The sequence below is a fragment of the Pseudomonas sp. PWP3-1b2 genome (assembly GCF_049896045.1).
Taxonomy (GTDB): Bacteria; Pseudomonadota; Gammaproteobacteria; order Pseudomonadales; family Pseudomonadaceae; genus Aquipseudomonas; species Aquipseudomonas antarctica_B.
This window is the reverse complement of the sequence record NZ_JAFCTN010000003.1, coordinates 207345-230178: the sequence shown is the minus strand read 5'-3', so window position 1 is coordinate 230178 and position 22834 is coordinate 207345. Positions and strand designations below refer to the sequence as shown.

Genomic DNA, 22834 nt, shown 5'->3' with positions numbered 1-22834 from the left:
AACCCGCGAAAAACTGTTTGGAGTGTGCCGATTAATCGTGGCCTGCACCAGTGATGGCTCGTGTTTCTGGGGGTTTAATCACGGTCTCGCAGGCGTCGCAGAGTAAATGTGGGAGCGGGCTTGCTCGCGAATGCAGTCGATCAGCCAGTGCAGTGGTGACTGACCCACCGCATTCGCGAGCAAGCCCGCTCCCACAGGGGTTTTGTGTTGTTTTCGAACAAAAATTTCACGCTCCGTGTTATATCGTAACGAATTGTATACATGCGGGCGTTGAGTGGATGCAAGTGGATCTAGAAGCGGATGGCGCCTTGGTTGAGGGCCTTGCGCGTTTTCAGCAGGGCGTGTTTCATGCCCGCAGGCTTCGGCAGGCCGGCATCGGCCTGACGGCACTGGCCGTTTCTGGCTGGGTGCTGGCACTGTTTGTCGCGTTGTTTGCGCCGTTGTCGATCTGGCCGGTGGTGTTGATCAACTGTGCGTCCGCGTTACTGGTGCTGGTGGCCGGTTTGCAATCGGCGTGGTGGGTGGCCGACTGGCGCGCCCAGGCGCTGGAAGAACCCACGACAGCAGTGGTCGAAACAGTCGACGAAGACGCAGGCCTGTATGCGCGTCTTGTGGGGCGTTTGGGCAGCGGGTTGATCGCGCAAATCGGTGCGCCAGTGTTGTGGCTGGGCGGCTGGTCGTTGCTGGCGCTGGTCAGCATCATCCAATTCTGGAACCTGGCATTGCCTGCCGCCGTCGTGGGGCAGTCGGCGAGCATCGGCGCCGCGCTGGCCTTGGCGCTGGCGTTTGGCTTGCTGGTATTTGAGCGTCGCCTGGCGCAGGAAACCGCCGCGCAGTGGCCGGAAGCCTCGCAGCTGGCGCAGTTGAGCCGGGTGGCGATTGTGAGCCTGCTGGTCAGTGCCATTTGCTTGCTGTTCGCTGGCGCGCAATCCGTTTGGCCACTGCGCCTGGCGGTGCTGATCGGCCTGTTGCCTGGCTTGGTCTGCGTGGAGTTTTTGCTCAGAGCCGTACTCTCGCTGTTCAGCCCGCGCCAGCCGCGCGTTGAGCCGCGCCTGATGGCGCAGAGCTTTATCGCCGGGCTGCTGCGCTGGCCGCCGCAACCCTTGCAGGCTTTGCAGCACGAATTGCATAACCGCTTCGGCATCGACCTGCGCCAGATTTGGGCATTCACCTACATGCGCCGGGCATTTTTACCGGTGTTGCTGGTGGTGGTGGCTGTGGGCTGGGCGCTGACCGGCGTGCATGAAGTGCCCCTGCAAGGCCGTGGGATTTATGAGCGCTTCGGCAAACCGGTCGAAGTGTTTGGCCCAGGCCTGCATGCCGGTTTGCCCTGGCCGGTGGGCCGCGTATTGAACGTGGAAAACGGCGTGGTGCATGAGCTGGCCACCAGCGTCAGCGAAGCCGCGGCGCCTGAACTGGCGCCTGCCGAAGGCCCGGCGCCGACCATCGCCAACCGTTTGTGGGACGCCAGCCATGTGAATGACAAGTCCCAGGTGATCGCCAGCAGCAGCGGCGACAAGCAGAGCTTCCAGATCGTCAATATGGACGTGCGGTTCGTGTACCGCATCGGCCTCAGCGATCACGCCGCGCTCGCTGCCACCTATAACGTTGCCGACGTGCCGACGCTGATCCGCAGCACCGCGAGCCGCATTCTGGTTCACGACTTCGCCTCGCGCACCCTCGACGAATTACTCGGCGAACAGCGCACCAGCCTCGCTGAGGAAGTCGGTCGCGCCGTGCAGGCCGACCTGAAAAAACTCGACAGCGGCGTGGAAATTCTCGCCACGGTGGTGGAAGCCATTCACCCACCGGCCGGCGCGGCGAATGCCTATCACGGCGTGCAAGCCGCGCAGATCGGCGCCCAGGCGTTGATTTCCCGCGAGCGCGGCGCGGCCAGCGAACACACCAACCAGGCCTTGCTGCAAGCCAGCACTGCGCGCGATCAGGCCCTGGCCACTGCACGCGAAGTAAATGCCGGCGCCCAGGCGGCGGACCTGCGTTTTGCCGCCGAACAAAAGGCCTACGCCACGGCGGGCCAGGCCTTTGTGCTGGAGCAGTACTTCGGCCAACTGAGCCTGGGCCTGGCCCACGCCAAGCTGCTTATTCTGGATCATCGCTTGGGCGCCGACAGTGCGCCGACAATTGATCTGCGTTCTTTTACTTTGCCGGCCGACCCTTCGGTTCCGCGTAAAGCCGTTCAATAAGGAGTCTGTCTGTTGAGCGCTCATTCTCACGATCACGGTCATCATCATGGCCATCACCACCACCATCATCATGGCGATGAACAGGCCGCTGGCCCTTTCCCTTGGCGGCGCATGGCCTGGGCCTTGTTGTTGGTGCTGTTCGCGGTAGCGGCGGCGAGCCTGGTGCAAGTGCGCTCCGGCGAAGCCACGGTGATTACCCGTTTCGGTAACCCATCGCGCGTGCTGCTCGAGCCGGGCCTGGGCTGGCGCTGGCCGGCGCCGTTCGAAGCGGCGATCCCGGTGGACTTGCGCCTGCGCACCACGTCCAGTGGTTTGCAGGACGTGGGCACGCGCGATGGCTTGCGGATCATCGTGCAGGCTTATGTGGCGTGGCAGGTGCAGGGCGATGCCGACAACGTGCAGCGTTTTATGCGCGCGGTGCAGAACCAGCCGGATGAAGCCGCGCGGCAGATTCGTACCTTTGTGGGTTCGGCGCTGGAAACCACGGCGGCCAGCTTCGACCTGTCCAGCCTGATCAACACCGATGCGAGCCAAGTGCGCATCGCCGACTTCGAGGCGCAGTTGCGCCAGCAGATTGATCAACAATTGCTCACCACCTACGGCGTGCGCGTGGCGCAAGTCGGCGTGGAGCGGCTGACGTTGCCGTCGGTGACGTTGACTGCCACCGTCGACCGCATGCGCGCCGAGCGTGAAACCATCGCCACCGAACGCACCGCCGTGGGCAAACGTGAAGCGGCGCAGATTCGCTCTGCCGCCGAGCGTGACGCGCGCATCGTGCAGGCGGACGCCACGGTGAAAGCCGCCGACATCGAAGCGCAATCACGGGTCGAAGCGGCGCAGATTTACGGCCGCGCCTACGCCGGCAACCCGCAGCTGTATAACCTGCTGCGCTCGCTCGACACCCTGGGCACGGTGGTCACGCCGGGCACCAAGATCATCCTGCGTACTGACGCCGCGCCATTTCGCGCACTGGTGGACGGGCCGAAGGACGTTCAGCCATGACCACGCGTGACAGCCCGGACAGCCCGTGGATCCAGGCCGGGCGCCTGACCTTCCTGGCGCTGTACGCGGTGACCGTGTTGGCAGCGTTGGCCTGGGCGTTTTCCAATGTGCGCCAGATAGACCCGCAAAATCGCGCCGTGGTGCTGCACTTCGGCGCGCTTGATCGTATCCAGAATGCCGGGCTGCTGTTGGCGTGGCCGCAGCCGTTTGAGCAAGTGGTGTTGCTGCCGGCGGCGGACCGGGTGATCGAGCGTAGGGTGGAGAACCTGCTGCGTTCAGACACCGCGATCCAGGCCGATCGCGTGGCCAGCTTTGCCACGCCATTGAGCGATGCGCTGGCCGGTTCCGGTTACTTGCTGACCGGCGACGCGGGCGTGGTGCAACTGGATGTACGGGTGTTTTACAAGGTCACCGAGCCCTACGCGTTCGTGCTGCAGGGCGAGCATGTTTTGCCCGCGCTGGATCGCCTGGTCACTCGCAGCGCGGTAGCGCTGACGGCGGCGCGCGACCTGGACACCATATTGGTAGCGCGCCCTGAACTGATCGGCACCGATAACGGCGCCGCCGAGCGTCGTGAACGGCTGCGCGGTGATCTGGTGCGAGGCATCAACAAACGTTTGACGGAGTTGGCGTCCACCGGTTTGGGGTTGGGCATTGAAGTCACCCGTGTGGATGTGCAATCGAGCCTGCCGGGCCCGGCGGTGAATGCGTTCAACGCCGTGCTCACGGCCAGTCAGCAAGCTGATAAAGCCGTCGCCAATGCGCGCACCGACGCGGAAAAGCTCACGCAGAGCGCCACTCAGGATGCTGATCGTTTGGTGCAAGTCGCCCACGCTCAGGCCAGCGAGCGCCTCGCCAACGCCCAGGCGCAAACCGCTACCGTCGCGAGCCTTGCGCAGGTCAAGGACCCAGGCTTGCTGCTGCGGCTGTACCGCGAGCGCCTGCCGAAAATCCTCGGCCAGGCTGGCTCCGTAACCACGGTCGACCCCAAAGACGACTCCCGCTTGATCATTCAGGGAGCCGAACAATGAGCGCACCCATGCTGACGTCCGCCGAGCAGCGCAGTGCTGCGCGGCAATTGACCCTGGCCATGCTGGCGTTGGGCTTGTTGATATTGGGTTTGGTGTGGCGCTGGTTGGCGCCGGATCAAACGGGGGTGAGCCAGTTATTGCTGGGCGTGGCTTCTTTATTAGTGGCCGTGCCGGTGATGCGTTCTGCGTGGTACAGCCTGCGTTTCCCAAGCCTGCATGGCATCACTGACCAATTGATCGCCCTGGCGATGATGGGCGCATGGGCCACGGGTGATCTGCTGACCGCCGCGCTGCTGCCGATCATCATGATCTTCGGCCATGTGCTGGAAGAGCGCAGCGTGATCGGCTCTCAGGAAGCGATTCACGCCCTGGGCAAACTGACCCGCAGCCATGCGCGGCTGGTGCGGGCCGACGGCAGCATCGTTGAAGTGGATAACGGCACGTTGAACACCGGCGATATCGTCGAAGTGCGTGCCGGTGACCGAGTGCCCGCCGACGGCGTGGTGCTGTCCGGTCAGGCCAGCCTGGACACGGCGCCGATTACCGGTGAGTCGGTACCGCTGGAAGCCAGTGTGGGCGTGCAGGTGTTTGGCGGAGCGATCAACCTGGATGGCCTGCTGCGCTTGCAGGTGACGCGCACCGGTGATGAGTCGACGCTGGGCAAGGTGATCGCGTTGATGCAGAACGCCGAGCGCTCCAAGCCGCCGATCACGCGGCTGCTGGAGCGTTATGCCGGCAGTTATATGGTGTTGGTGTTGCTGCTGGCGGCGGTGACCTGGTTTGTGACCAATGACGCCCAGGCAATGTTGGCCGTGCTGGTGGCGGCGTGCCCGTGTGCCTTGGTGTTGTCGGCGCCGGCCACGGCGATTGCGGGGATTGCCGTCGCGGCGCGGCATGGGATTTTGATTCGCAGCTCGGCGTTTCTGGAAGAGCTGGCGGACCTGACGTCATTGGTGGTCGACAAGACCGGCACGCTGACGTTTGGCACGTTGCGGTTGCAGTCCATCGAGACCACCGCGCCGGATCGGCAGGTGTTATTGAACCTGGCAGCCAGCCTGGGTTCGGCGAGTAGCCACCCGGTCAGCCGCGCGTTGGCGGGGTTGGCGACGCAGGAGCAGATGCTGGCGTTGACCGATATCCGCGAGCGCCAAGGCCTTGGCGTAGTGGCGCAGACCGATCAAGGCGAGGCGGCGCTGGGGCGGCCGGAGTTGTTCGAGCAGTTGGGCATTACCACCACGGCGGTTCCCATTCATGACGGGCCGATTGCCGGGCTGGCGTTGAACGGTCAGTTTCTGGCGTGGATGTTGCTGGCGGACAGCGTCAAGCCGGAAGCACGCCAGGCCCTGCAAGAGCTGCGGGATTTGGGCCTGGGCCGTCAGTTGCTACTGACCGGCGACCGTCAAAGTGTTGCCGACAGCCTGGCGCTGGACGTGGGCATCAGCGACGTCGAAGCCCAGGCCTTGCCGGAAGACAAACTCAACCGCGTGCTGGGGGAGATCAGCAGCGGCTTTCGGCCAATGGTGGTGGGCGACGGCATCAACGATTCGCTGGCACTCAAGGCGGGAGTGGTCGGCGTGGCGATGGGCGCGGGCGGGGCGGATATTGCCTTGGCGTCGGCGGACGTGGTGTTGATCGGCAGCGATTTGCGCCGCTTGGGCACCTGTGTGCGGTTGAGCCGACAGTGCCGACACACGCTGCAGGTTAACGTGATCATCGGCCTGGGCTGGACGCTGGCTATTGTGGTGTTCGCCGCATTTGGCTGGTTGGGCGCGGCGGGCGCCATGATTGCAGCGGTGCTGCATAACCTCAGCACCTTGTTGGTGCTGGGTAATGCCGGGCGTTTGCTACGCTTCCAGGAGCCCCTTTTGAAGCTCGACGAATAATTGTTGGAAATATTTGCACAGGGCTGTAACGCCGATGAGGGACCTCACTCTAGTGGTATGTCGAGACTGAACAATCCGTTTGGACCGACTCCACAACCGATCATGAGGAAACAACAATGAACTTCAAATCCGCTGCTGCTGGTGCCGCCCTCGCAATGGCCGCCGCTACCATGTTTGCTGGTGTAGTCACTCAGGCTCAAGCCGCTGACACCGCTGTGCACTGCTACGGCATCAACGCCTGCAAAGGCCAGAACGATTGCAAAACCAAAGACCACGCCTGCAAAGGTCAGGGTTCTTGCAAAGGCCAGGGTTTCAAGGTTCAAGCCAGTGCTGACGCCTGCACCAAGGCTGGCGGCAAAGTCGGCGAATAACCGGCACCGAGTGCTCTCGCAGCGGATGCCCCCACCGCTGCGGACACTTTGCCCAGGAGTGTTTGATGTCCGCTTCCCTTCCAAGTCTGGGTTACGGCCTGGGTTTACGCAGTGAGTACTATCAGCAGATCCTTGAACAATCGCCGGCCGTGGATTGGTTCGAAGTGATCTCCGAGAATTATCTGGTCCAGGGTGGCAAAGCCTCGTACTACCTGGACGCGATTGCCGAGCGCTATCCCCTGGTGATGCATGGCGTGTCCCTGTCTATCGGTGGGCCGCATGCCCTCGATACCGATTACCTGAAACAAATAAAGCAGCTCGCCGAGCGCATTCAGCCCGCGTGGATTTCCGATCATCTGTGCTGGAGCCGTGGCAGTGCACACCAGTTGCACGATTTGCTGCCCCTGCCATACACCGAAGAAAGCCTTTACCACGTGGCCGCCCGCGTTCGCCAAGTGCAGGACGTGCTGCAGCGCCCGCTGGTGCTGGAAAATGTCTCCAGCTACGTGCGCTCCAAGGCGGATGAGTTTACCGAGTGGGAATTCCTCAACGCGCTGGCCCATCTCACCGGCTGCCAGCTGCTGCTGGACGTTAATAATGTGTACGTAAGTTCGCGTAACCATGGTTTTGACGCGTGGACGTTTATTCGCAGCCTGCCACCGCAAAGCATTCGCCAACTGCACCTGGCAGGGCATATGGACTACGGCGACTACGTGGTCGATACCCATGACCACCCGGTGTGTGACCCGGTGTGGGCGCTGTATCAACAGACGCTCGAACACTTGGGCCCGGTGTCGACCTTGTTGGAGCGCGATGACCATTTTCCGCCGTTCGAGGAGCTGCTCACCGAGTTGAGCAAAGCCCGCGAACTGGGCGCGACCGCGTTGGCCAGGAGGACGCTATGCGCCTGACCGACTGGCAGTTGGCCTTCGAACAGCACCTGTTATCTGAAACCTCCATCGCCAACAGCGGCTTTGCCGCCACGTTAATCGGCGGGCCGACGCTGGACGTGGACACGGGCCTGGCGATTTATCACAACGCCTATGTGTCGCGGTTGCAAGAAGTGTTGCGCCATGACTTCGGCGCGATCTGGTATTGGCTGGGCGACGATGAATTCGCGTTACTGACAGAGGCCTATGTGCGCCGTTATCCCTCCGCCCACTACAGCTTGCGCTGGCTTGGCGAACGCTTCCCGGCGTTTATTGCGCAGCACCTAGTGGCTGAGCAAAGCCCGCCGCTGGTTGAACTGGCGCGCCTGGAATGGGCGTTTACCCTGGCGTTCGATGCGCCGCAGGGCGAGCCGCTGAGCCTGAACGACATGGCCTCGCTGCCGCCTGAAGACTGGCCGGGTTTGCAGGTCACCCTGGCGCCTTCGGTGCAGCAGGTGCTTTGCCATTTCAACAGCGTGGCGATCTGGCGGGCCAGCAAGGACGAGTCGGATTTCCCCGACAGCCTCGCGCTTGAGTCGGCGCAGATTTGCCTGGTTTGGCGCCATCAGAACGTATGTCACTACCGCAGCCTGGAACCTGCAGAAGCCTGCGCCCTGGCGGGCATGGTGACCACCGGCTGGAATTTTTCAGAACTGTGCGCTGAGCTGGCAGTCACTTATGCAGAGGGTGCCCCTTTGCAGGCCGTTACATGGCTGAAACAGTGGATCCAGGACGGTTTGCTCGAGCGCCGATTTCCATAGAGGAGCGCTATCAAATCGATAGCCTCCTACTTTGTCTTCGGATGGACTACCCTCACACCAGACGTCTGAAACAAGGGGGGACTCGTCATGCTCGCGCAACTTCCACCGGCCTTACAGAATCTCAAGTTACCGCTGCGTCTTCGACTCTGGGACGGCCATGAATTCAACTTGGGCCCCGAGCCCAGCGTGACCATCGTGGTGAAGGACCCCACGATCGTCAGTCAACTGACCCATCCCACGCTTAACTCACTCGGCGAGGCCTTTATTGAGGGCAGGCTGGAGCTGGAAGGCTCGATTGCCGAAGTGATCCGGGTGTGTGACGAATTGAGTACCGCCCTGGTTGATGATGAGGACACGCACCCCGTGCGTTCGATCCACGACAAGGCGACTGACGCCGCGGCGATTTCCTACCATTACGACCTGTCCAACGAGTTTTACCAGCTCTGGCTGGACCAGGACATGGCGTACTCCTGCGGTTACTTCGAGACCGGCAGCGAATCCATCGACCAAGCCCAACAAGACAAATTTCGCCACCTGTGCCGCAAATTGCGTCTGCAGCCGGGGGAATATTTGCTTGATGTGGGCTGCGGATGGGGCGGGCTGGCGCGCTTTGCTGCGCGGGAGTTCGGCGCGAAAGTGTTCGGCATTACCCTGAGCAAGGAGCAGTTGGCGCTGGCTCGGGAGCGTGTGAAAGCCGAGGGCCTGGACGATCAGGTCGACCTGCAACTGCTCGACTACCGCGACCTGCCACAAGATGGCCGTTTCGACAAAGTGGTCAGCGTGGGCATGTTTGAACACGTCGGCCACGCCAACCTGGCCGAGTACAGCAAAACCCTGTTTGGCGCCGTGCGTGAAGGCGGCCTGGTGATGAACCACGGGATTACCGCCAAGCACACCGATGGTCGCCCGGTAGGCCGTGGCGCGGGTGAGTTTATCGAGCGTTACGTATTCCCCAACGGTGAACTGCCGCACCTGGCAATGATGACCGCCGAACTCAGCGAAGCAGGGCTGGAAGTGGTCGACGTTGAAAGCCTGCGCCTGCACTACGCACGTACCCTGGACCATTGGAGCGAGCGCCTGGAGGACAACCTGGAAGCGGCGGCGAAAATGGTACCGGAGCAAGCGTTGCGCATCTGGCGGCTGTACCTGGCCGGCTGCGCCTACGCGTTTGCGCGTGGCTGGATCAACCTGCATCAGATACTCGCGGTGAAGCCCCATGCCGATGGCAGCCATGAACTGCCGTGGACGCGGGAGGATATCTACCGCTGATCTTCAAAACACTGCACATCAAAAAACTGTGGGAGCTGGCTTGCCTGCGATAGCGGTGTATCAGGACCAGATGAGTCGACTGATAGACCGCCATCGCAGGCAAGCCAGCTCCCACATTTGTTATGTGTTGTTTGTTAGAGAATCGGTGAAATCAAACGCGCCACCCGCATGCCCAGCTGTTGAAGCCTGCGGGTCTCGCGGCTTTCTTCTTTGCTGACCTCATGGGCCAGGGCAAAGTCAGCCAGCAGCATCTGCTCTACTTCGCTGGCAAACGCCTCGTCCACCGTCAGCAACATCACCTCGAAATTCAGCCGGAACGAACGGTTGTCCATGTTCGCGCTGCCGATGGCGCTGATTTCACTGTCCACCAACACCACCTTCTGATGCAGAAACCCCGGTGTGTAGCGGAACACCCGCACCCCGGCGCGTACGGCTTCGATCGCGTAAAGGCTTGAGGCGGCGTAGACAATTTTGTGATCAGGACGCGACGGCAGCAGCACGCGCACGTCTACGCCGCGCAGTACAGCCAGACGCAGGGCAGAGAACACGGCTTCATCCGGGATGAAATACGGGCTGGTGATCCACACCCGTTCGGTGGCGGCGTGAATGGCCTCGACGAAAAACAGCGAGCAGGTTTCATACGGGTCGGCCGGGCCGCTGGCGAGCAACTGGCAGAGCACGCCGTCTTCGGGGTAGGTGTCCGGCAGAATCAGCGGCGGCAATTCGCGCGCGGCCCAGAACCAGTCTTCGGCAAACGACTCTTGCAGGCACGCCACCACCGGGCCGGTGACTTGCACATGGGTGTCGCGCCATGGCGCCAAAGGCGGCTTTTTGCCAAGGTATTCGTCGCCGACGTTATGCCCGCCGACAAACCCGGTAATGCCGTCCACCACCACAATTTTGCGGTGGTTGCGAAAGTTGACCTGGAAGCGATTGAGCCAGCCGCTGCGAGTGGCGAAGGCTTTGACTTTGACCCCGGCGTCGCGCAGCGATTGCACATAACGGTGGGGGAGGGCGTGGCTGCCGATGCGGTCGTAGAGCACATGAATGTCGACGCCTTCGGCTGCTTTTTCCTTCAGCAAGGTATGTAACTGCCTGCCAAGCTCGTCGTCATGAATGATGAAGAACTGAAACAGCACCGCCGTTTTGGCGTTGCGAATGGCTTCGAAGATCGCGCCAAAGGTGGCGTCGCCATTGATCAACAAGCGCACTTCGTTGTTGGCCAGGCACGGCATGCGCCCCAGCTTGGGCATCGCGCGCAGCGACGCGTAGGCGCTGGAATTGCGCGCGGCCAGGGCTTCTTCGACCCACGGGCGCCAGTTCAGCTCGGTGATCGCCTTGTGCATTTCCTGGTTGGCCTGGCGCCGCGCCTGGATGTACGCGTCGAAGGTACTGCGGCCAAAAATCAGGTAGGGAATCAGCGTGAGGTAAGGCATGAACATCAACGACAACGCCCAGGCGATCGAGCCTTGGGCGGTCCTGACGGTCAGCACCGCGTGGATGGCGGCGAGGGTCCCGAGAAAATGCAGCGAGGCAATGAAGTAGGCGAGCAGGTGCGGGCCAAAAAAATCCATGAACGACATCTCTCCAGACAGTCCAGTGCCTAACAGACCATGTCTGACGGCGATTGTCGCTATTTTATTTGCCGTGCAACACTGGCGGCTTTGCGGCGTCTAACGCCCACAATTACCCAGGAGTTACCCGATGAATGCTCGTCTGCTAAGTTTGGCCATGGTTGTTGGTTTGTCGCTGCCCGTGGCGGCTCAGGCGCAGATGCTGGCGCCGGGTTTGTGGGAATTGACCACCAGCAATATGAAAGTCGATAACCAGGACCTACCGGACCTTTCGCTGATCCTCGGCCAACTGAAACAACAGATGACCCCTGAGCAGCGCGCGATGCTGGAAAAACAGGGCATCACCATGGCCGGCAAAGGCGTGCAAGTGTGCCTGACACCGGCGCAGGTCGCCTCCGATTCGATCCCCCTGACGGACCCGCAATCGGGCTGCAAACAGGAAGTGACCGAGAAGAGTGGCAACCAGTGGAAATTCCGCTTCAGCTGCCCGAAAGCCCAAGGCACCGGCGTGGCCACTTTCAAGAGCCAGCAGGAATTCACCACCACGGTTAATGGCACTTTCAATGCCACCGGCATTCAGCAGAAAGGCAGCCTCGACAGCCACGCCCAGTGGCTGGGCATCGATTGCGGTACGGTCAAACCTCGCGCTTAACGCACAAAGTGCAGCGGCAAACCCTGGCAGCTGTCGACCACCTGGCCGTCGTGCCACGCCAGGTGGCCTGACACCAGCGTGGTGCTGACGCTGTGACGCAAGCTGCGCTCGGCGAACGGCGTCCAGCCGCAGCGTGCCAGAATCGGCTGGCTGCTCACCGGTTTGCCTTCGGGCTCGGGCTGGATCAGCACCAGGTCGGCCCAGTAGCCCTCGCGCAAGTAACCACGATCAGGAATGGCGAACAGGTCAGCCACGCGGTGACTGGTTTTCGCCACCAGCGTAGTCAGCGGCAGGTGCCCGTCAGCCACCAATTCCAGTAGCGCCGGCAGTGCGTGCTGCACCAGCGGCAGCCCGGACGGCGCTTCGCGATAGCCCAACTGTTTTTGCGCCCAGGTATGCGGCGCATGGTCACTGCCAATCACATCCAGGCGATCACTCAGCAAGGCCAGGCGCAGCGCGTCGCGGTCGGCGCGGGTCTTGATCGCCGGGTTGCATTTGATCTGGTGGCCGAGGCGGTGATAGTCACGGTCATCAAACAGCAAGTGGTGCAGGCAGACCTCGGCGGTGATGCGTTTTTCCGCCAGGGGTTTGTCTTCGAACAGCGCCAACTCGCGGGCGCTGGTGAGGTGCAGCACGTGCAGGCGCGTGCCGTGACGCTTGGCCAATTCCACCGCAAGCGAGGATGAGCGATAGCAGGCTTCGGCGTCGCGGATCAGCGGGTGAGCGACGGCGGGAATGTGCTCGCCAAAGCGCTCGCGCAGGCGTTGCTCGTTGGCCAGGATGCTGGGCGTGTGTTCGCAATGGGCCAGCAAAATGGTCGGCACTTCGGCAAACAATCGCTCCAGAATTCGCGGGTCGTCCACCAACATATTGCCGGTGGAGGCACCCATGAACACTTTGACCCCGGCGACTTCCCGCGGGTCGAGGGCGGCGACGGTGTCGAGGTTGTCGTTGCTCACGCCAAAGTGAAAGCCATAGTTGGCCACCGAGTGCAGCGCAGCGCGGCGTTTTTTATCGGCCAGGGCTTCCAGGTTCAACGTGGCGGGGTTGGTGTTGGGCATGTCCATGAAGCTGGTGATGCCACCCGCGACCGCTGCGCGGGATTCGCTGTAGAAGCTGCCTTTGTCCGGCGCGCCGGGTTCGCGAAAGTGCACCTGGTCGTCGATCATGCCCGGCAGCAACCACTGACCTGCAGCGTCGATTTCCACCGGCTCGTTGTAGCCTTCCAGGCTGGCGGCGATCTTCTCGATACGGCCATTGGCGACCAGCATATCGGCGTCGAATTCCTGGCCTTCATTGACCAGGCGGGCGTTGCGAATCAGCACGCGGCTCATGGTTCAGAACTCGTTTTGCAGGGCTTTGTAGCCACGCACCAAATCGACGTTGGTGCGCGCCACGTCCTCGGAAAACTCCGAGGCGCTGACGCTGACCGGCGGGAATTGCGACAGGTCGGTGTTCGGCCCGATGCGGGTGGTGGAAGGCACGTAGAACGCGTCGGGCAGGTCGCGGCCGTCGACCACCGAGTTGTGGCGCACCACGCAGCCGTCGCCCACGGCACAGTTGAACAACACGCTGTTGAAGCCGATAAACACGCGGTCGCCGACGGTGCAGGGGCCGTGGACGATGGAGCGATGCGCAATCGAGGTAAATTCGCCGATGGTGACCGCTGCGCCGGATTTGGAGTGGATGACCACGCCGTCCTGGATGTTCGAGTTGGCGCCGATGGTGATCGGGTCCATGGCGCCGCTGGCGTCGACTTCGTCGGCGCGGATGACCGCGTAGGGGCCAACGAATACGTTCTCGCCGATGATGACTTTGCCGCAGATGATCGCGGTCTTGTCGACGTAGGCCGACTCGGCAATCACCGGCAGGTCGCCGGAAGGGTTCTTGCGAATCATGCTGTGGGCTCCGTGATGATGTGGACGTGGTTGCCGTCGATGGCGTTGTAGAAGCAAGTGAGCCGGCCGGTGTGGCAGGCAGGACCGCGTTGGTCGACGATCAGCAGCACTGCGTCGCCGTCGCAATCCAGGCGTGCTTCGACCAACTGTTGCCAGTGGCCGGAGCTTTCGCCTTTGCGCCACAGCTGCTGGCGCGAGCGTGACCAGTAGCAAACCTGCCCGGTGGCCAGGGTTTCGTTGAGGGCCTGGCGGTTCATCCAGGCCAGCATCAACACCTCGCCGCTGCGGTGTTGCTGGGCGATGGCGGCAATCAAGCCATCGCTGTTCCACGGCAGGGCGTCGAGCACGCTGTCGAGTGGAAAGCGGCTGCCGAGGGCAGCCTTTTCCAGGTCGAGCATGCTCAAGGTCATGGCTTGCTCAGGGCGGCGCACAGGGTGTTGAGGTTGTATTCGAACAGACCGGTAAAGGTACTGGCCGGGCCTTCGGCTGCGAGGGCGTCGGAGTACAAGGTGCCGCCGATCTGCGCGCCGCTTTCGTCAGCGATCTGCTTGAGCAGGCGCGAGTCCTTGATGTTTTCCATGAACACGGCCTTGACCTTGTCTTTGCGGATCTGGGTGATCAGCGCGGCGACTTCGGCAGCAGACGGCTCACGTTCGGTGGACAGGCCCTGTGGCGCGAGGAACTGAATGCCATAGGCCTGGCCCAGGTAACCGAACGCGTCATGGGAGGTGACGATGCGGCGGTTGCCCGGTGGCAGCGCGCCGAACTTGGCCTTGGCTTCGGCCAGCAAACGGTAGATTTCTTTCAGGTAGGTTTGGCTGTTGCGCTGGTAGTCCGCCTTGTTGGCCGGGTCGGCGGCCACCAGTGCCTTGGTGATGTTGTTTACATAGATTTCGGCGTTGGCCAGGTTGTGCCAGGCGTGCGGGTCGGGGATGGTCTCGCCGTCTTCTTCCATGGTGTGGGAGATCACGCCTTTACTGGCGGTGACCACCGTGGCTTTGGTCTCGGTGCTGGTCACCAGACGGTCCAGCCATGGCTCGAAGCCGAGGCCGTTCTTGATGATGACCTTGGCCTTGAGCAACGCTTTGGCGTCGTCCGGTGTCGGCTCATAGGTGTGGGCGTCGGAGTCGGGGCCGACCATGTTGCTGATCTGGATGTGGTCGCCACCAATCTGGTGGGTCATGTCATCGAGGATACTGAAGCTGGTGACCACCTGGAGTTTGTCGGCGGCCTGGGCCATCGACAGGGGCAGCAGGATACTGAACAGCACGAGTAAAGCGCGCATCGGGAAACACCTCATTGGGATGTAAGAGAGGGCGGGCGGCGCAGCAAACCGTGCACCGGACCGAAAACCACGGACAGCAAATACCCAGCGCCAGCCACCAGCACGATGGCCGGGCCGCTGGGCAGTGAGTAATAAAACGACAGCAACAAACCGAACCACACCGACAGGCATCCCAGCACCGCCGATACTGCGATCAACACCGGCAGGCGCCGGCTCCAGAAACGTGAAGCAATGGCCGGCAACATCATTAAGCCCACTACCATCAAGGCGCCGATGGCCTGGAAACCGATCACCAGGTTCAGCACCACCAGGGTCAGGAACACACCGTGGGCGAGTGGGCCGAGGCGGCTGACGGTTTGCAGGAACAGCGGGTCGAGGGTGTCCAGCAATAGCGGTTTGTAGATCACCGCCATGGCGATCAGGCTGAAACTGGAGACCCAGAGCATGCCGGTGAGGGTGGTTTCATCCACCGCCAGGGCCGAGCCGAACAACAGGTGCAGCAGGTCCAGGCGTTTGCCGGCGATGCCGAGGATCAGCACGCCGGCGGCGAGGGAGATCGGGTAGATGGCGGCGAGGCTGGCGTCTTCACGCAGGCCGGTGCGGCGGGTGATCCATGCAGATAAACCCGCCATGCTCAGGCCAGCGCCAAGGCCGCCAATGGTCAAGGCAGGCAAGCTGATGCCGGCAAACCAGAAGCCCAGGGCAGCGCCGGGCAAGATGCCGTGGGCTACGGCGTCACCGATCAGGCTCATGCGTCGCAGGATCAAAAAAACGCCCAATGGCGCAGTGCTGCACGCGAGTACAAGCCCGCCGATGAGGGCGCGGCGCATGAAGACAAAATCCTGGAACGGCATCCACAGGTGGGCAGCGAAGTGCATCAGGCCACCTGCATGTGCGGTTGCGGGCGTATCAGCTCTTTGCTGGTGCCGAACACGCAGCCGGTGCTTTTGATCTGCACCACGTTCTGGGTGTGATGGCGCACGGAGGCGAGGTCGTGACACACGATGACCACCGTGCGGCCTTCATCGTGCCAGGCGTGCACGTGTTTCCAGCACAAGGCCTGGCCTTCCTCGTCGAGGGCCGCATGGGGTTCGTCGAGCAGCAACACCGGCGCTTCGGCCAGGCTCATACGGGCGAGCAGGGCGCGTTGCAATTCGCCGCCGGACAACGCCATCAGCGGGCGGTGTTCAAGGCCGGTCAGGCACCAGTCCTCCAGCACCGCTTGCAGGCGCTGGCTGCGTTGTTCCGGGGTGAGCTGGGTGCCCCAGAAACCGGCGGCGACCAGTTCTTGCAGGCTGATCGGAAATTGGCGGTCAAGGTGTTGCTGCTGGGGCAGAAATGACAGGCCGCCACGGCGTGGAACATCCACCGTGACCTTGCCCGCCAGCGGCTTTTGCAGGCCGGCGATGACTTTGAGCAGGCTGCTTTTGCCAGTGCCGTTGGCGCCGATGATGCCAGTGAGGGTGCCTTTCTCCAGTGTGAGGTCCAGAGCAGGCGTCAGCGGTTGGCCGGGGGCGCCCCAGCGCAAAGCGTTACAGGTGATCATGCAGGGTTTCTCGTCCAGCGGCTTTCAGCCACGGCATCGTGCGCGTGCAGGCTTTCGGCGTGGATCACTTTCAGGTGGAAGGCTTTGACGGCATCCGAGCGTTTCAAGGCGAGGTTCAGGCGGCGGGCGGCGTCTTCGCAGAACATCAGGTTCTGCCCGTTGGCCAGGGCGAAGGCTTGTTCGTCCGCGCGTTTTACAGCGGTTTGCACGGCGGTGCCGAGGGCGGCTTCTACGTCGTCGATCAGCGCGCTGAGCGGCATATTGGGCAGCGTTTCATCCAATTGAATTGATAGCTGCGCGCTGCTGCGCTGGCTGTGAGGCGTGGCGACAATGCCGTTGGCGCTGCCGAGCCAGGTCAACACGTCTTCATGCTGCAACGGCGTGTTGGCGAAATCGGCGAGAAATTGCTGCTGAATCAACTGCCTGGCGAGGGCAGCGGAGCACGGGCAGGTTGAGGAATAGGTAACGTCAATTTTTAGTTCCACGTGGAACATCTGGTTTTCAAGACGCGCTTCGATGCTGACCGGGTAGCCTTTCCAGCCGGCTAACGGGCTGACCAACGCCGCCCGTTTGAGCAGCAAGTCTGTGTGAATGCGCAGGTAGGCGTTCTTAGATAAACCTTCATGACTCTCCAGAAAGCGCTCAAGTAGAGTACGCAGGAGCGCAGGCGTTAGCGGCTGTTGGTCGAGCATTTCCAGCGCCAGGTAGAGGCGTGACATATGAATGCCACGGGCTTCGCCGTCGTCCAGGCTTACACCTGCATCGGCGGTGGCGGTCAGGCGCTGGCCATCGATGAGGATCGGCAGGGCGATGCCGCACATGCCAACCCAATCGAGTGGCAAGGCTTGGCGTGAAGCCTGCGCGGCGATATCCGGCAGAGTCAGCGCATTCATGGGCAGGTCCATCGTTGGAAATAAAAAGACATGTTATATTATAACTATTGAGTCGACGACGATTTTTCTATTCCAGTCTTTCTTCAGTCATGTCGAGCAGGGACGCTCCTTTATTTGCGGTATTTGTCATGCACAGACGTCAGCTCCTTAACCTGCTGCTGGTCAGCCCCCTGTTCACCTTGCCTTTGGGGGCCTACGCCACGCAGATCCGCAATGCGCGCCTGTGGCGCTCGGACGATAAACTGCGGCTGGTGTTCGACCTCAGCGGCCCGGTGCAATACAAGACGTTTTCCCTGACTTCGCCGGAACGCGTGATCATCGACCTGAGCGGTTCCGGGCTCAGCGGTGACTTCTCGCAACTTGCGCTGAAAAACAGCGGCATTACGTCGATCCGCTCGGGGCATTTCGGCAAGGGCGACACGCGAATCGTGCTGGACCTGGCCTCGCCGATGCAGCTCAACAGCTTCTTGTTGCCGCCGCAGGATGGCCAAGGCCATCGCTTGGTACTCGACCTGACCAGCGCCACTCAGGCGCCTCGCCAGATCGCCGCTGAACCGTTGCCGCTGATTGCGCCGGTGGACAAAGCCCATCCCAAGCGCGACATCATTGTGGTGGTCGATCCCGGCCACGGCGGCAAAGACCCTGGCGCCATTGGCTCCAAGGGCCAGCGCGAAAAAGACGTGGTGCTGTCGATCGCCCAACTGCTGGCCAAACGCTTGAAGCGCGAGAAGGGCTTTGACGTGAAACTGGTACGCAACGACGACTTCTTCGTGCCGCTGCGCAAGCGCGTGGACATCGCGCGTCAGCACAAGGCCGACATGTTTATCTCGGTGCACGCCGACGCCGCGCCACGCCTTACGGCCTCGGGCGCTTCGGTGTATGCGCTTTCGGAAGGCGGCGCTACCTCCGCCACCGCGCGCTTCATGGCGCAACGCGAAAACGGCGCCGACTTGTTGGGCGCCACCACGCTGCTCAATCTGAAGGACAAGGATCCGATGCTGGCCGGGGTGATTCTCGACATGTCGATGAACGCCACTATCGCGTCGAGCTTGCAGCTGGGCAGTTCGGTATTGGGCAGCCTGCAAAACATCACCACGCTGCATCAGAAGCGTGTGGAGCAGGCCGGTTTTGCGGTGCTCAAATCACCGGATGTGCCGTCGATTCTGGTAGAAACCGGGTTTATCTCCAACACCCAGGACGCCCAGCGGCTGGTCACGGCGCGTCATCAACAGGCCGTAGCCGATGGCCTGTTTGAAGGCCTGAAAAAGTACTTCCAGAAGAACCCGCCGATGAACAGCTACATGGCCTGGGTTCAGGAACAGCAGAACGGCCAGGTCTAGCAGCCGGTAATACGGCTGCACGTGAACTTGGCGCTGGCGCCACCGGAACTGGAAAACCGGTTGAGGGTGGTCCAGCCCACGCGGCGCGTGTAGCCGACCCACGCCTCACCATCGGACGCCAACCCGGTAAAGAACGTCAGCTGCCCGTAGCGGCTGTTGGTCTGTGCCCAATAGCGCTTGCCGATCACCTCAAAACCGCGCAAATACGTGGTGCTTCCCATCGTCGCCACACTGTAGGCATTGCCCAGCGGGTCTACACACGCCAGCAGGTTGGCACTGCGCGTGCAGTTTGCCAGCAGGCTCGGTGCCTGCGCGCAGGCTGGTCCCGCAGCTGCTAAAAACAGGGCGCACAGCAGGTATTTCATAAGTGTTCTCGGGGCAGGAAAGTGGCCAAGCATTGCGCCCTTCGTCGTGACGAGCAAGGGGGATTAGCTTATTTGTATTGTTATACTATAACATTGAAAGTCAGCCCGACCCGTGACGCGCTTTCCATGACTGAACAAGACCTGCTCGCTCAACCGCCTGCCGATTACATGAACGACGCCCAGCAAGCCTTCTTCCGCGCGTTGCTGCTGACCCAGCGTGATGAGCTGCAAGCTCGCATCGAGGCTGAGTTTCTGGCGTTGCGCGAGCAGGAAACCAACAGCGACCTGGCCGATGTGGGCGCCGCCGAAGAGCAGCGCCAGTGGCAACTGCGCCTGCTGGAGCGCGAAAAAAAGCTTTTGGACAAGATCGATGACGCCCTGGAGCTGCTGGCCCGCGGCGAATACGGCTGGTGCCGCGAAACCGGCGACCCCATCGGCCTGCAACGTCTGCTGCTGCGGCCCACAGCAACCTTGAGTATCGAAGCCAAAGAACGTGAAGAGCTGCGCGAACGCCATAAACGGGCGATTTGACCGGCCACCCCTGATGAGGATTACCTGATGACCAATCGTCTCCCCGTTACCGTGTTGTCCGGCTTCCTCGGCGCCGGTAAAAGCACGCTGCTCAACTATGTCCTGCGTAACCGCGAAAACCTGCGGGTGGCAGTGATCGTCAACGACATGAGCGAGATCAACATCGACGGCAGCGAGGTCCAGCGCGACGTCACCCTCAACCGCGCCGAAGAAAAACTGGTGGAGATGAGCAACGGCTGCATCTGCTGCACTTTGCGGGAAGACTTGCTGGAAGAGGTCGGAAAACTCGCCAAGGAAGGTCGGTTCGATTACCTGTTGATCGAATCCACCGGTATCTCAGAGCCGTTGCCCGTTGCTGAAACCTTCACCTTCCGCGATGAAAACGAGCAAAGCCTGGCCGACGTTGCGCGGCTGGACACCATGGTCACCGTGGTTGACGGCATGAACTTCCTGCTCGACTACCAGGCCGCCGAAAGCCTGGCCTCACGCGGCGAAACCCTGGGCGAAGACGACGAGCGCTCGATTACCGACTTGTTGATCGAGCAGATCGAATTCGCCGACGTGATTTTGATCAGCAAGATCGACCTGATCAGCAGCCACGAACGTGAAGAGTTGATCGCCATCCTCGAACGCCTCAACGCGCAGGCCGAAATCATTCCGATGGTCATGGGCGAAGTGCCGCTGAACAAGATCCTCAACACGGGTCGTTTCGACTTCGAGCGCGCCGCTCAAGCGCCGGGTTGGTTGCAGGAATTGCGCGGTGAGCATGTGCCGGAAACCGAAGAGTACGGCATTGCGTCCACGGCTTACCGTGCCCGGCGCCCGTTTCATCCGCAGCGTTTTTTCGACTTTATCGACCGCCCGTGGGTGAACGGCAAACTGCTGCGTTCCAAAGGTTTTTTCTGGCTGGCCAGCAAGCATCAGGACGCTGGCAGCTGGTCACAGGCTGGCGGCTTGATGCGCCATGGATTTGCCGGGCGCTGGTGGCGCTTTGTGCCAAAAAGCCAATGGCCGCAGGACGAAGAAAGCGTGGCCGCCATCATGGGCAACTGGCAATTGAGCACCGGCGATTGCCGTCAGGAGCTGGTGTTTATCGGGCAAAACATTGATTTCGCCCAGATGCGCGCCGAGCTGGATGCGTGCTTGCTTAACGAAGAAGAAATGGCCTTGGGCGTCGAAGGTTGGCGCCTGCTGACTGACCCCTTTGGCCCTTGGTTTGAGGAGGAAGCTGCCTGATGCTGGCTCCGATGACTTCCCTGCGCCCCGTCATTCGCCAAACTCGCGGTGACACCCCGCTGGCGCTGTCCGACATCCTTGAAGACGGCGTCAACCTGGCGGTGTGGCAGCGCCAGTTGCCCCTGCATATCGCCGAGTTCGGTGCTTTGCTGGTGGCGCTGAATGAGCCGTTGGCGGATTCCATGGTGATTGAGCTGAAAGATGAAAGCGCTGTACCGAACTTGCAGGGTTTAGCGTCCAGCTGCAGCGATCTTGAAGGCTACGAAGGCTTTATCGCCGATGTCTCCTGGCTGGTCAGCGCGTTCGCCTGCCTGTTGGGCGCCCAGCGGATCGGTGTGCGCTTGCGGCTGCTGGACAAGGCCATGTGCCCGCGGTTTCACGTGGACCATGTGCCCGTGCGGCTGATCACCACTTACGCCGGTATCGGCAGCCAATGGCTGCGCGAAGGCGTGATGGATCGCCGCGCACTCGGCCAGCCGGACGCGGAGCCTGGCGAGCGCATCGAGCAGATCCGCTGCGGCGATGTCGCTTTGCTCAAAGGCACCAAATGGCACGGCAACGAGCACCACGGCCTGATCCACCGGTCGCCGGCGCTCAAGGCTGATGAGCGACGGGTAATCCTGACACTGGATTGGCTCGCATAACCGCGTAGGATCAAACGCTCTACACGGCCTGAATGAAGCCTTCCATGCTGCAGAACATTCCCACCCACGTGATTGCCGGGCCTTTGGGCGCCGGCAAGACCAGCCTGATCAAGCACCTGCTCGCCCAGCGCCCGGCAGACGAGCGTTGGGCGATATTGATCAACGAGTTCGGGCAGATCGGCCTGGACGCGGCGCTGCTTACTCAGGATGACGACGGCATTGCCTTGGGCGAGGTAGCCGGTGGCTGTTTATGCTGTGTGAATGGTGCACCGTTCCAGGTAGGCCTGGGCCGTTTGCTGCGTAAGGCCAAGCCGGATCGCTTGTTTATCGAACCCTCGGGCCTGGGCCACCCGGCGCAATTGCTCAAGCAACTGCGGGCAGCGCCGTGGCAGGACGTGTTGTCTGTTCAGCCGTGTGTGCTGGTGCTGGATGCCCAGGCGCTGGCGGCGGGCAAACCCTTGCCTGAAGCGCAACGCGAAATATTGGCCAGTGCCGGACTGTTGGTATTGAACAAGGATGAGGCGCTCGACGCCTCGCAGCGCCAGGCCATCGAACGACAACTGCTCCATCGCCCGCTCTATTGGACCCGTCAGGCGCACCTGCCGCTGGCGCAGTTGCCCGGCCTGAATGCAAAAGCCGCTGAAGCTGTGGATAACTTCGACGTGCCCAAGGGCTTGGCGCAAATGCCGGCCATCTGGAGCGATCCGGCCGTGCCGATTTGCTTGAGCCAGGGCCAGGAAGGTGGTTGGAGCATCGGCTGGCGGTGGCATCCGAGCCAGCAATTTGACCCTCTGCGCCTGCGTGACTGGCTGGCAAACCTTGATTGGCGCCGCGCCAAACTGGTTATCCACAGCGGCGACGGCTGGGTTTGCGCCAATGCTGTGGATAACAGCCCGCTCGCCTGGCAACCCAGCGAATGGCGCCGCGATTCACGTATCGAATTGATCTTCAGCGCGCCACAGGATGCGGCTGCGCTACAGGCTGCGCTGGCAGCCTGCCGTCAGTGACGGTTTTTGGTGGCGTGGTCCTGGCGCCATTGGCTTAGCTCGATCACCTCGGCGGTCGGCAGCGGTGTCTTGATCTCGAACGGGTAGGGCGCCAGTTCGATCTGTGCGCTGTGAGCGCCGAACTGGGTGATGGTCCCGGAATGACGGGTTTCCCCGGTCACGGTGAACTCGAAGTTGTAGATGCGCGCCAGGCGGCGCCGACCGTTGGCATCCTTCACAAAACCGATGCGTTTGAGCGCGACTGCACCGTCGAGCAGCTCGATATCGAGCTTGGCGCAATGCTGTTTGACGCGCTCCAGCGCCCGTTCGCGCAGGCCGTGGTTGTGCCACACCCAGGCGGCACCGGTCGCCAGCAGCATCAATACGAAGATGTTTCCCAGGGTGAGCATGCGATGAACTCCAACAAAGTGAGA

24 protein-coding genes are annotated in these 22834 nt (G+C 61.8%); 14 read left to right on the top strand and 10 right to left on the bottom strand.

Annotation, left to right across the window (positions count from 1 at the left end):
- The first annotated feature begins 278 nt into the window (after positions 1–278).
- The 8 genes from hflK (ACP7A2_RS03480) (at position 279) to cfaB (ending at position 9450) form a co-directional block, all read left to right on the top strand.
- Positions 279–2204 carry a protease modulator HflK gene (hflK, locus tag ACP7A2_RS03480; protein WP_426133083.1) on the top strand — a complete coding sequence of 642 codons (1926 nt, stop codon included), beginning with the start codon at positions 279–281 and terminating at the stop codon, positions 2202–2204.
- A 12-nt stretch (positions 2205–2216) separates the two neighbouring features.
- Complete coding sequence (gene hflC / locus ACP7A2_RS03475; protein WP_177004980.1) at positions 2217–3206, top strand: protease modulator HflC; 990 nt, start codon at positions 2217–2219, stop codon at positions 3204–3206.
- On the top strand, positions 3203–4237 hold the full coding sequence (gene hflK / locus ACP7A2_RS03470; protein ID WP_426133082.1) for a protease modulator HflK: 1035 nt from the start codon (positions 3203–3205) through the stop codon (positions 4235–4237). Before hflC ends, hflK (ACP7A2_RS03470) begins: the two co-directional genes overlap by 4 nt.
- Complete coding sequence (locus tag ACP7A2_RS03465; protein WP_426133081.1) at positions 4234–6120, top strand: cation-translocating P-type ATPase; 1887 nt, start codon at positions 4234–4236, stop codon at positions 6118–6120. Before hflK (ACP7A2_RS03470) ends, ACP7A2_RS03465 begins: the two co-directional genes overlap by 4 nt.
- 116 nt (positions 6121–6236) lie before the next feature.
- On the top strand, positions 6237–6491 hold the full coding sequence (locus ACP7A2_RS03460; protein ID WP_071485301.1) for a hypothetical protein: 255 nt from the start codon (positions 6237–6239) through the stop codon (positions 6489–6491).
- Positions 6492–6556: 65 nt separating this feature from the next.
- Positions 6557–7402 carry a DUF692 domain-containing protein gene (locus ACP7A2_RS03455; protein WP_426133080.1) on the top strand — a complete coding sequence of 282 codons (846 nt, stop codon included), beginning with the start codon at positions 6557–6559 and terminating at the stop codon, positions 7400–7402.
- Positions 7393–8181: a putative DNA-binding domain-containing protein gene (locus ACP7A2_RS03450; RefSeq protein ID WP_426133079.1), complete on the top strand. Its 789-nt coding sequence runs from the start codon at positions 7393–7395 to the stop codon at positions 8179–8181. The genes ACP7A2_RS03455 and ACP7A2_RS03450 overlap by 10 nt, the downstream gene beginning before the upstream one ends.
- 87 nt (positions 8182–8268) lie before the next feature.
- Entirely contained in the window at positions 8269–9450 is a 1182-nt protein-coding gene (gene cfaB / locus ACP7A2_RS03445; RefSeq protein WP_426133078.1) for a C17 cyclopropane fatty acid synthase CfaB, read from the top strand.
- Between the two features lie 134 nt (positions 9451–9584).
- On the opposite strand, the gene cls is transcribed toward cfaB, so the two are convergent.
- Positions 9585–11024 carry a cardiolipin synthase gene (cls, locus tag ACP7A2_RS03440; protein ID WP_426133077.1) on the bottom strand — a complete coding sequence of 480 codons (1440 nt, stop codon included), beginning with the start codon at positions 11022–11024 and terminating at the stop codon, positions 9585–9587.
- Between the two features lie 130 nt (positions 11025–11154).
- Between cls and ACP7A2_RS03435 the strand changes: the two genes are divergently transcribed.
- Entirely contained in the window at positions 11155–11676 is a 522-nt protein-coding gene (locus tag ACP7A2_RS03435; RefSeq protein WP_426133076.1) for a DUF3617 domain-containing protein, read from the top strand.
- Here the strand turns inward: ACP7A2_RS03435 and ACP7A2_RS03430 are convergent.
- Genes ACP7A2_RS03430 through folE2 form a run of 7 tightly spaced genes read right to left on the bottom strand, consistent with a single transcriptional unit; the run spans position 11673 to position 17298 of the window.
- Positions 11673–13010, bottom strand: coding sequence for a dihydroorotase (locus tag ACP7A2_RS03430; protein WP_426133075.1), 1338 nt, complete (start codon positions 13008–13010; stop codon positions 11673–11675). The two genes, ACP7A2_RS03435 and ACP7A2_RS03430, sit on opposite strands and share 4 nt — an antisense overlap.
- A gap of 3 nt (positions 13011–13013) precedes the next feature.
- Positions 13014–13574: a DapH/DapD/GlmU-related protein gene (locus tag ACP7A2_RS03425; protein ID WP_017737597.1), complete on the bottom strand. Its 561-nt coding sequence runs from the start codon at positions 13572–13574 to the stop codon at positions 13014–13016.
- Positions 13571–13984: a phosphoribosyl-AMP cyclohydrolase gene (gene hisI, locus ACP7A2_RS03420; protein WP_426133074.1), complete on the bottom strand. Its 414-nt coding sequence runs from the start codon at positions 13982–13984 to the stop codon at positions 13571–13573. The genes ACP7A2_RS03425 and hisI overlap by 4 nt, the downstream gene beginning before the upstream one ends.
- Positions 13981–14859, bottom strand: coding sequence for a metal ABC transporter substrate-binding protein (locus ACP7A2_RS03415; protein ID WP_426133073.1), 879 nt, complete (start codon positions 14857–14859; stop codon positions 13981–13983). The genes hisI and ACP7A2_RS03415 overlap by 4 nt, the downstream gene beginning before the upstream one ends.
- A gap of 11 nt (positions 14860–14870) precedes the next feature.
- A complete protein-coding gene (locus ACP7A2_RS03410) occupies positions 14871–15737 on the bottom strand; it encodes a metal ABC transporter permease (protein WP_348055705.1) in 867 nt (288 codons plus the stop codon).
- Positions 15737–16405: a metal ABC transporter ATP-binding protein gene (locus ACP7A2_RS03405; protein WP_426133072.1), complete on the bottom strand. Its 669-nt coding sequence runs from the start codon at positions 16403–16405 to the stop codon at positions 15737–15739. The genes ACP7A2_RS03410 and ACP7A2_RS03405 overlap by 1 nt, the downstream gene beginning before the upstream one ends.
- Complete coding sequence (gene folE2, locus ACP7A2_RS03400) at positions 16402–17298, bottom strand: GTP cyclohydrolase FolE2 (RefSeq protein ID WP_426133071.1); 897 nt, start codon at positions 17296–17298, stop codon at positions 16402–16404. Before folE2 ends, ACP7A2_RS03405 begins: the two co-directional genes overlap by 4 nt.
- Positions 17299–17426: 128 nt before the next feature.
- On the opposite strand from folE2, the gene ACP7A2_RS03395 reads away from it, so the two are divergent.
- Positions 17427–18638 carry an N-acetylmuramoyl-L-alanine amidase gene (locus ACP7A2_RS03395; RefSeq protein ID WP_426133070.1) on the top strand — a complete coding sequence of 404 codons (1212 nt, stop codon included), beginning with the start codon at positions 17427–17429 and terminating at the stop codon, positions 18636–18638.
- Here the strand turns inward: ACP7A2_RS03395 and ACP7A2_RS03390 are convergent.
- Positions 18635–19003 carry a glutamine synthetase gene (locus ACP7A2_RS03390; protein WP_426133069.1) on the bottom strand — a complete coding sequence of 123 codons (369 nt, stop codon included), beginning with the start codon at positions 19001–19003 and terminating at the stop codon, positions 18635–18637. The two genes, ACP7A2_RS03395 and ACP7A2_RS03390, sit on opposite strands and share 4 nt — an antisense overlap.
- Positions 19004–19129: 126 nt before the next feature.
- On the opposite strand from ACP7A2_RS03390, the gene dksA reads away from it, so the two are divergent.
- Genes dksA through ACP7A2_RS03370 form a run of 4 tightly spaced genes read left to right on the top strand, consistent with a single transcriptional unit; the run spans position 19130 to position 22421 of the window.
- Entirely contained in the window at positions 19130–19534 is a 405-nt protein-coding gene (gene dksA / locus ACP7A2_RS03385; RefSeq protein WP_426133068.1) for an RNA polymerase-binding protein DksA, read from the top strand.
- 27 nt (positions 19535–19561) lie between these two features.
- Positions 19562–20770, top strand: coding sequence for a zinc metallochaperone GTPase ZigA (zigA, locus tag ACP7A2_RS03380; protein ID WP_426133067.1), 1209 nt, complete (start codon positions 19562–19564; stop codon positions 20768–20770).
- On the top strand, positions 20770–21414 hold the full coding sequence (locus tag ACP7A2_RS03375; protein WP_426133066.1) for a DUF1826 domain-containing protein: 645 nt from the start codon (positions 20770–20772) through the stop codon (positions 21412–21414). Before zigA ends, ACP7A2_RS03375 begins: the two co-directional genes overlap by 1 nt.
- 44 nt (positions 21415–21458) lie before the next feature.
- A complete protein-coding gene (locus ACP7A2_RS03370; RefSeq protein WP_426133065.1) occupies positions 21459–22421 on the top strand; it encodes a CobW family GTP-binding protein in 963 nt (320 codons plus the stop codon).
- Here ACP7A2_RS03370 and ACP7A2_RS03365 read toward each other — a convergent pair.
- Positions 22415–22810, bottom strand: coding sequence for a DUF3301 domain-containing protein (locus tag ACP7A2_RS03365; RefSeq protein ID WP_426133064.1), 396 nt, complete (start codon positions 22808–22810; stop codon positions 22415–22417). The genes ACP7A2_RS03370 and ACP7A2_RS03365 overlap by 7 nt on opposite strands.
- Positions 22811–22834: the final 24 nt, after the last annotated feature.

Coding starts and splice junctions, on each gene's coding strand:
- hflK (WP_426133083.1), top strand. CDS start 279: ATGCAAGTGGATCTAGAAGCGGATGGCGCCTTGGTTGAGGGCCTTGCG.
- hflK (WP_426133082.1), top strand. CDS start 3,203: ATGACCACGCGTGACAGCCCGGACAGCCCGTGGATCCAGGCCGGGCGC.
- ACP7A2_RS03465 (WP_426133081.1), top strand. CDS start 4,234: ATGAGCGCACCCATGCTGACGTCCGCCGAGCAGCGCAGTGCTGCGCGG.
- ACP7A2_RS03460 (WP_071485301.1), top strand. CDS start 6,237: ATGAACTTCAAATCCGCTGCTGCTGGTGCCGCCCTCGCAATGGCCGCC.
- ACP7A2_RS03455 (WP_426133080.1), top strand. CDS start 6,557: ATGTCCGCTTCCCTTCCAAGTCTGGGTTACGGCCTGGGTTTACGCAGT.
- ACP7A2_RS03450 (WP_426133079.1), top strand. CDS start 7,393: ATGCGCCTGACCGACTGGCAGTTGGCCTTCGAACAGCACCTGTTATCT.
- cfaB (WP_426133078.1), top strand. CDS start 8,269: ATGCTCGCGCAACTTCCACCGGCCTTACAGAATCTCAAGTTACCGCTG.
- cls (WP_426133077.1), bottom strand. CDS start 11,024: ATGGATTTTTTTGGCCCGCACCTGCTCGCCTACTTCATTGCCTCGCTG.
- ACP7A2_RS03435 (WP_426133076.1), top strand. CDS start 11,155: ATGAATGCTCGTCTGCTAAGTTTGGCCATGGTTGTTGGTTTGTCGCTG.
- ACP7A2_RS03430 (WP_426133075.1), bottom strand. CDS start 13,010: ATGAGCCGCGTGCTGATTCGCAACGCCCGCCTGGTCAATGAAGGCCAG.
- ACP7A2_RS03425 (WP_017737597.1), bottom strand. CDS start 13,574: ATGATTCGCAAGAACCCTTCCGGCGACCTGCCGGTGATTGCCGAGTCG.
- hisI (WP_426133074.1), bottom strand. CDS start 13,984: ATGACCTTGAGCATGCTCGACCTGGAAAAGGCTGCCCTCGGCAGCCGC.
- ACP7A2_RS03415 (WP_426133073.1), bottom strand. CDS start 14,859: ATGCGCGCTTTACTCGTGCTGTTCAGTATCCTGCTGCCCCTGTCGATG.
- ACP7A2_RS03410 (WP_348055705.1), bottom strand. CDS start 15,737: ATGCACTTCGCTGCCCACCTGTGGATGCCGTTCCAGGATTTTGTCTTC.
- ACP7A2_RS03405 (WP_426133072.1), bottom strand. CDS start 16,405: ATGATCACCTGTAACGCTTTGCGCTGGGGCGCCCCCGGCCAACCGCTG.
- folE2 (WP_426133071.1), bottom strand. CDS start 17,298: ATGAATGCGCTGACTCTGCCGGATATCGCCGCGCAGGCTTCACGCCAA.
- ACP7A2_RS03395 (WP_426133070.1), top strand. CDS start 17,427: ATGCACAGACGTCAGCTCCTTAACCTGCTGCTGGTCAGCCCCCTGTTC.
- ACP7A2_RS03390 (WP_426133069.1), bottom strand. CDS start 19,003: ATGAAATACCTGCTGTGCGCCCTGTTTTTAGCAGCTGCGGGACCAGCC.
- dksA (WP_426133068.1), top strand. CDS start 19,130: ATGACTGAACAAGACCTGCTCGCTCAACCGCCTGCCGATTACATGAAC.
- zigA (WP_426133067.1), top strand. CDS start 19,562: ATGACCAATCGTCTCCCCGTTACCGTGTTGTCCGGCTTCCTCGGCGCC.
- ACP7A2_RS03375 (WP_426133066.1), top strand. CDS start 20,770: ATGCTGGCTCCGATGACTTCCCTGCGCCCCGTCATTCGCCAAACTCGC.
- ACP7A2_RS03370 (WP_426133065.1), top strand. CDS start 21,459: ATGCTGCAGAACATTCCCACCCACGTGATTGCCGGGCCTTTGGGCGCC.
- ACP7A2_RS03365 (WP_426133064.1), bottom strand. CDS start 22,810: ATGCTCACCCTGGGAAACATCTTCGTATTGATGCTGCTGGCGACCGGT.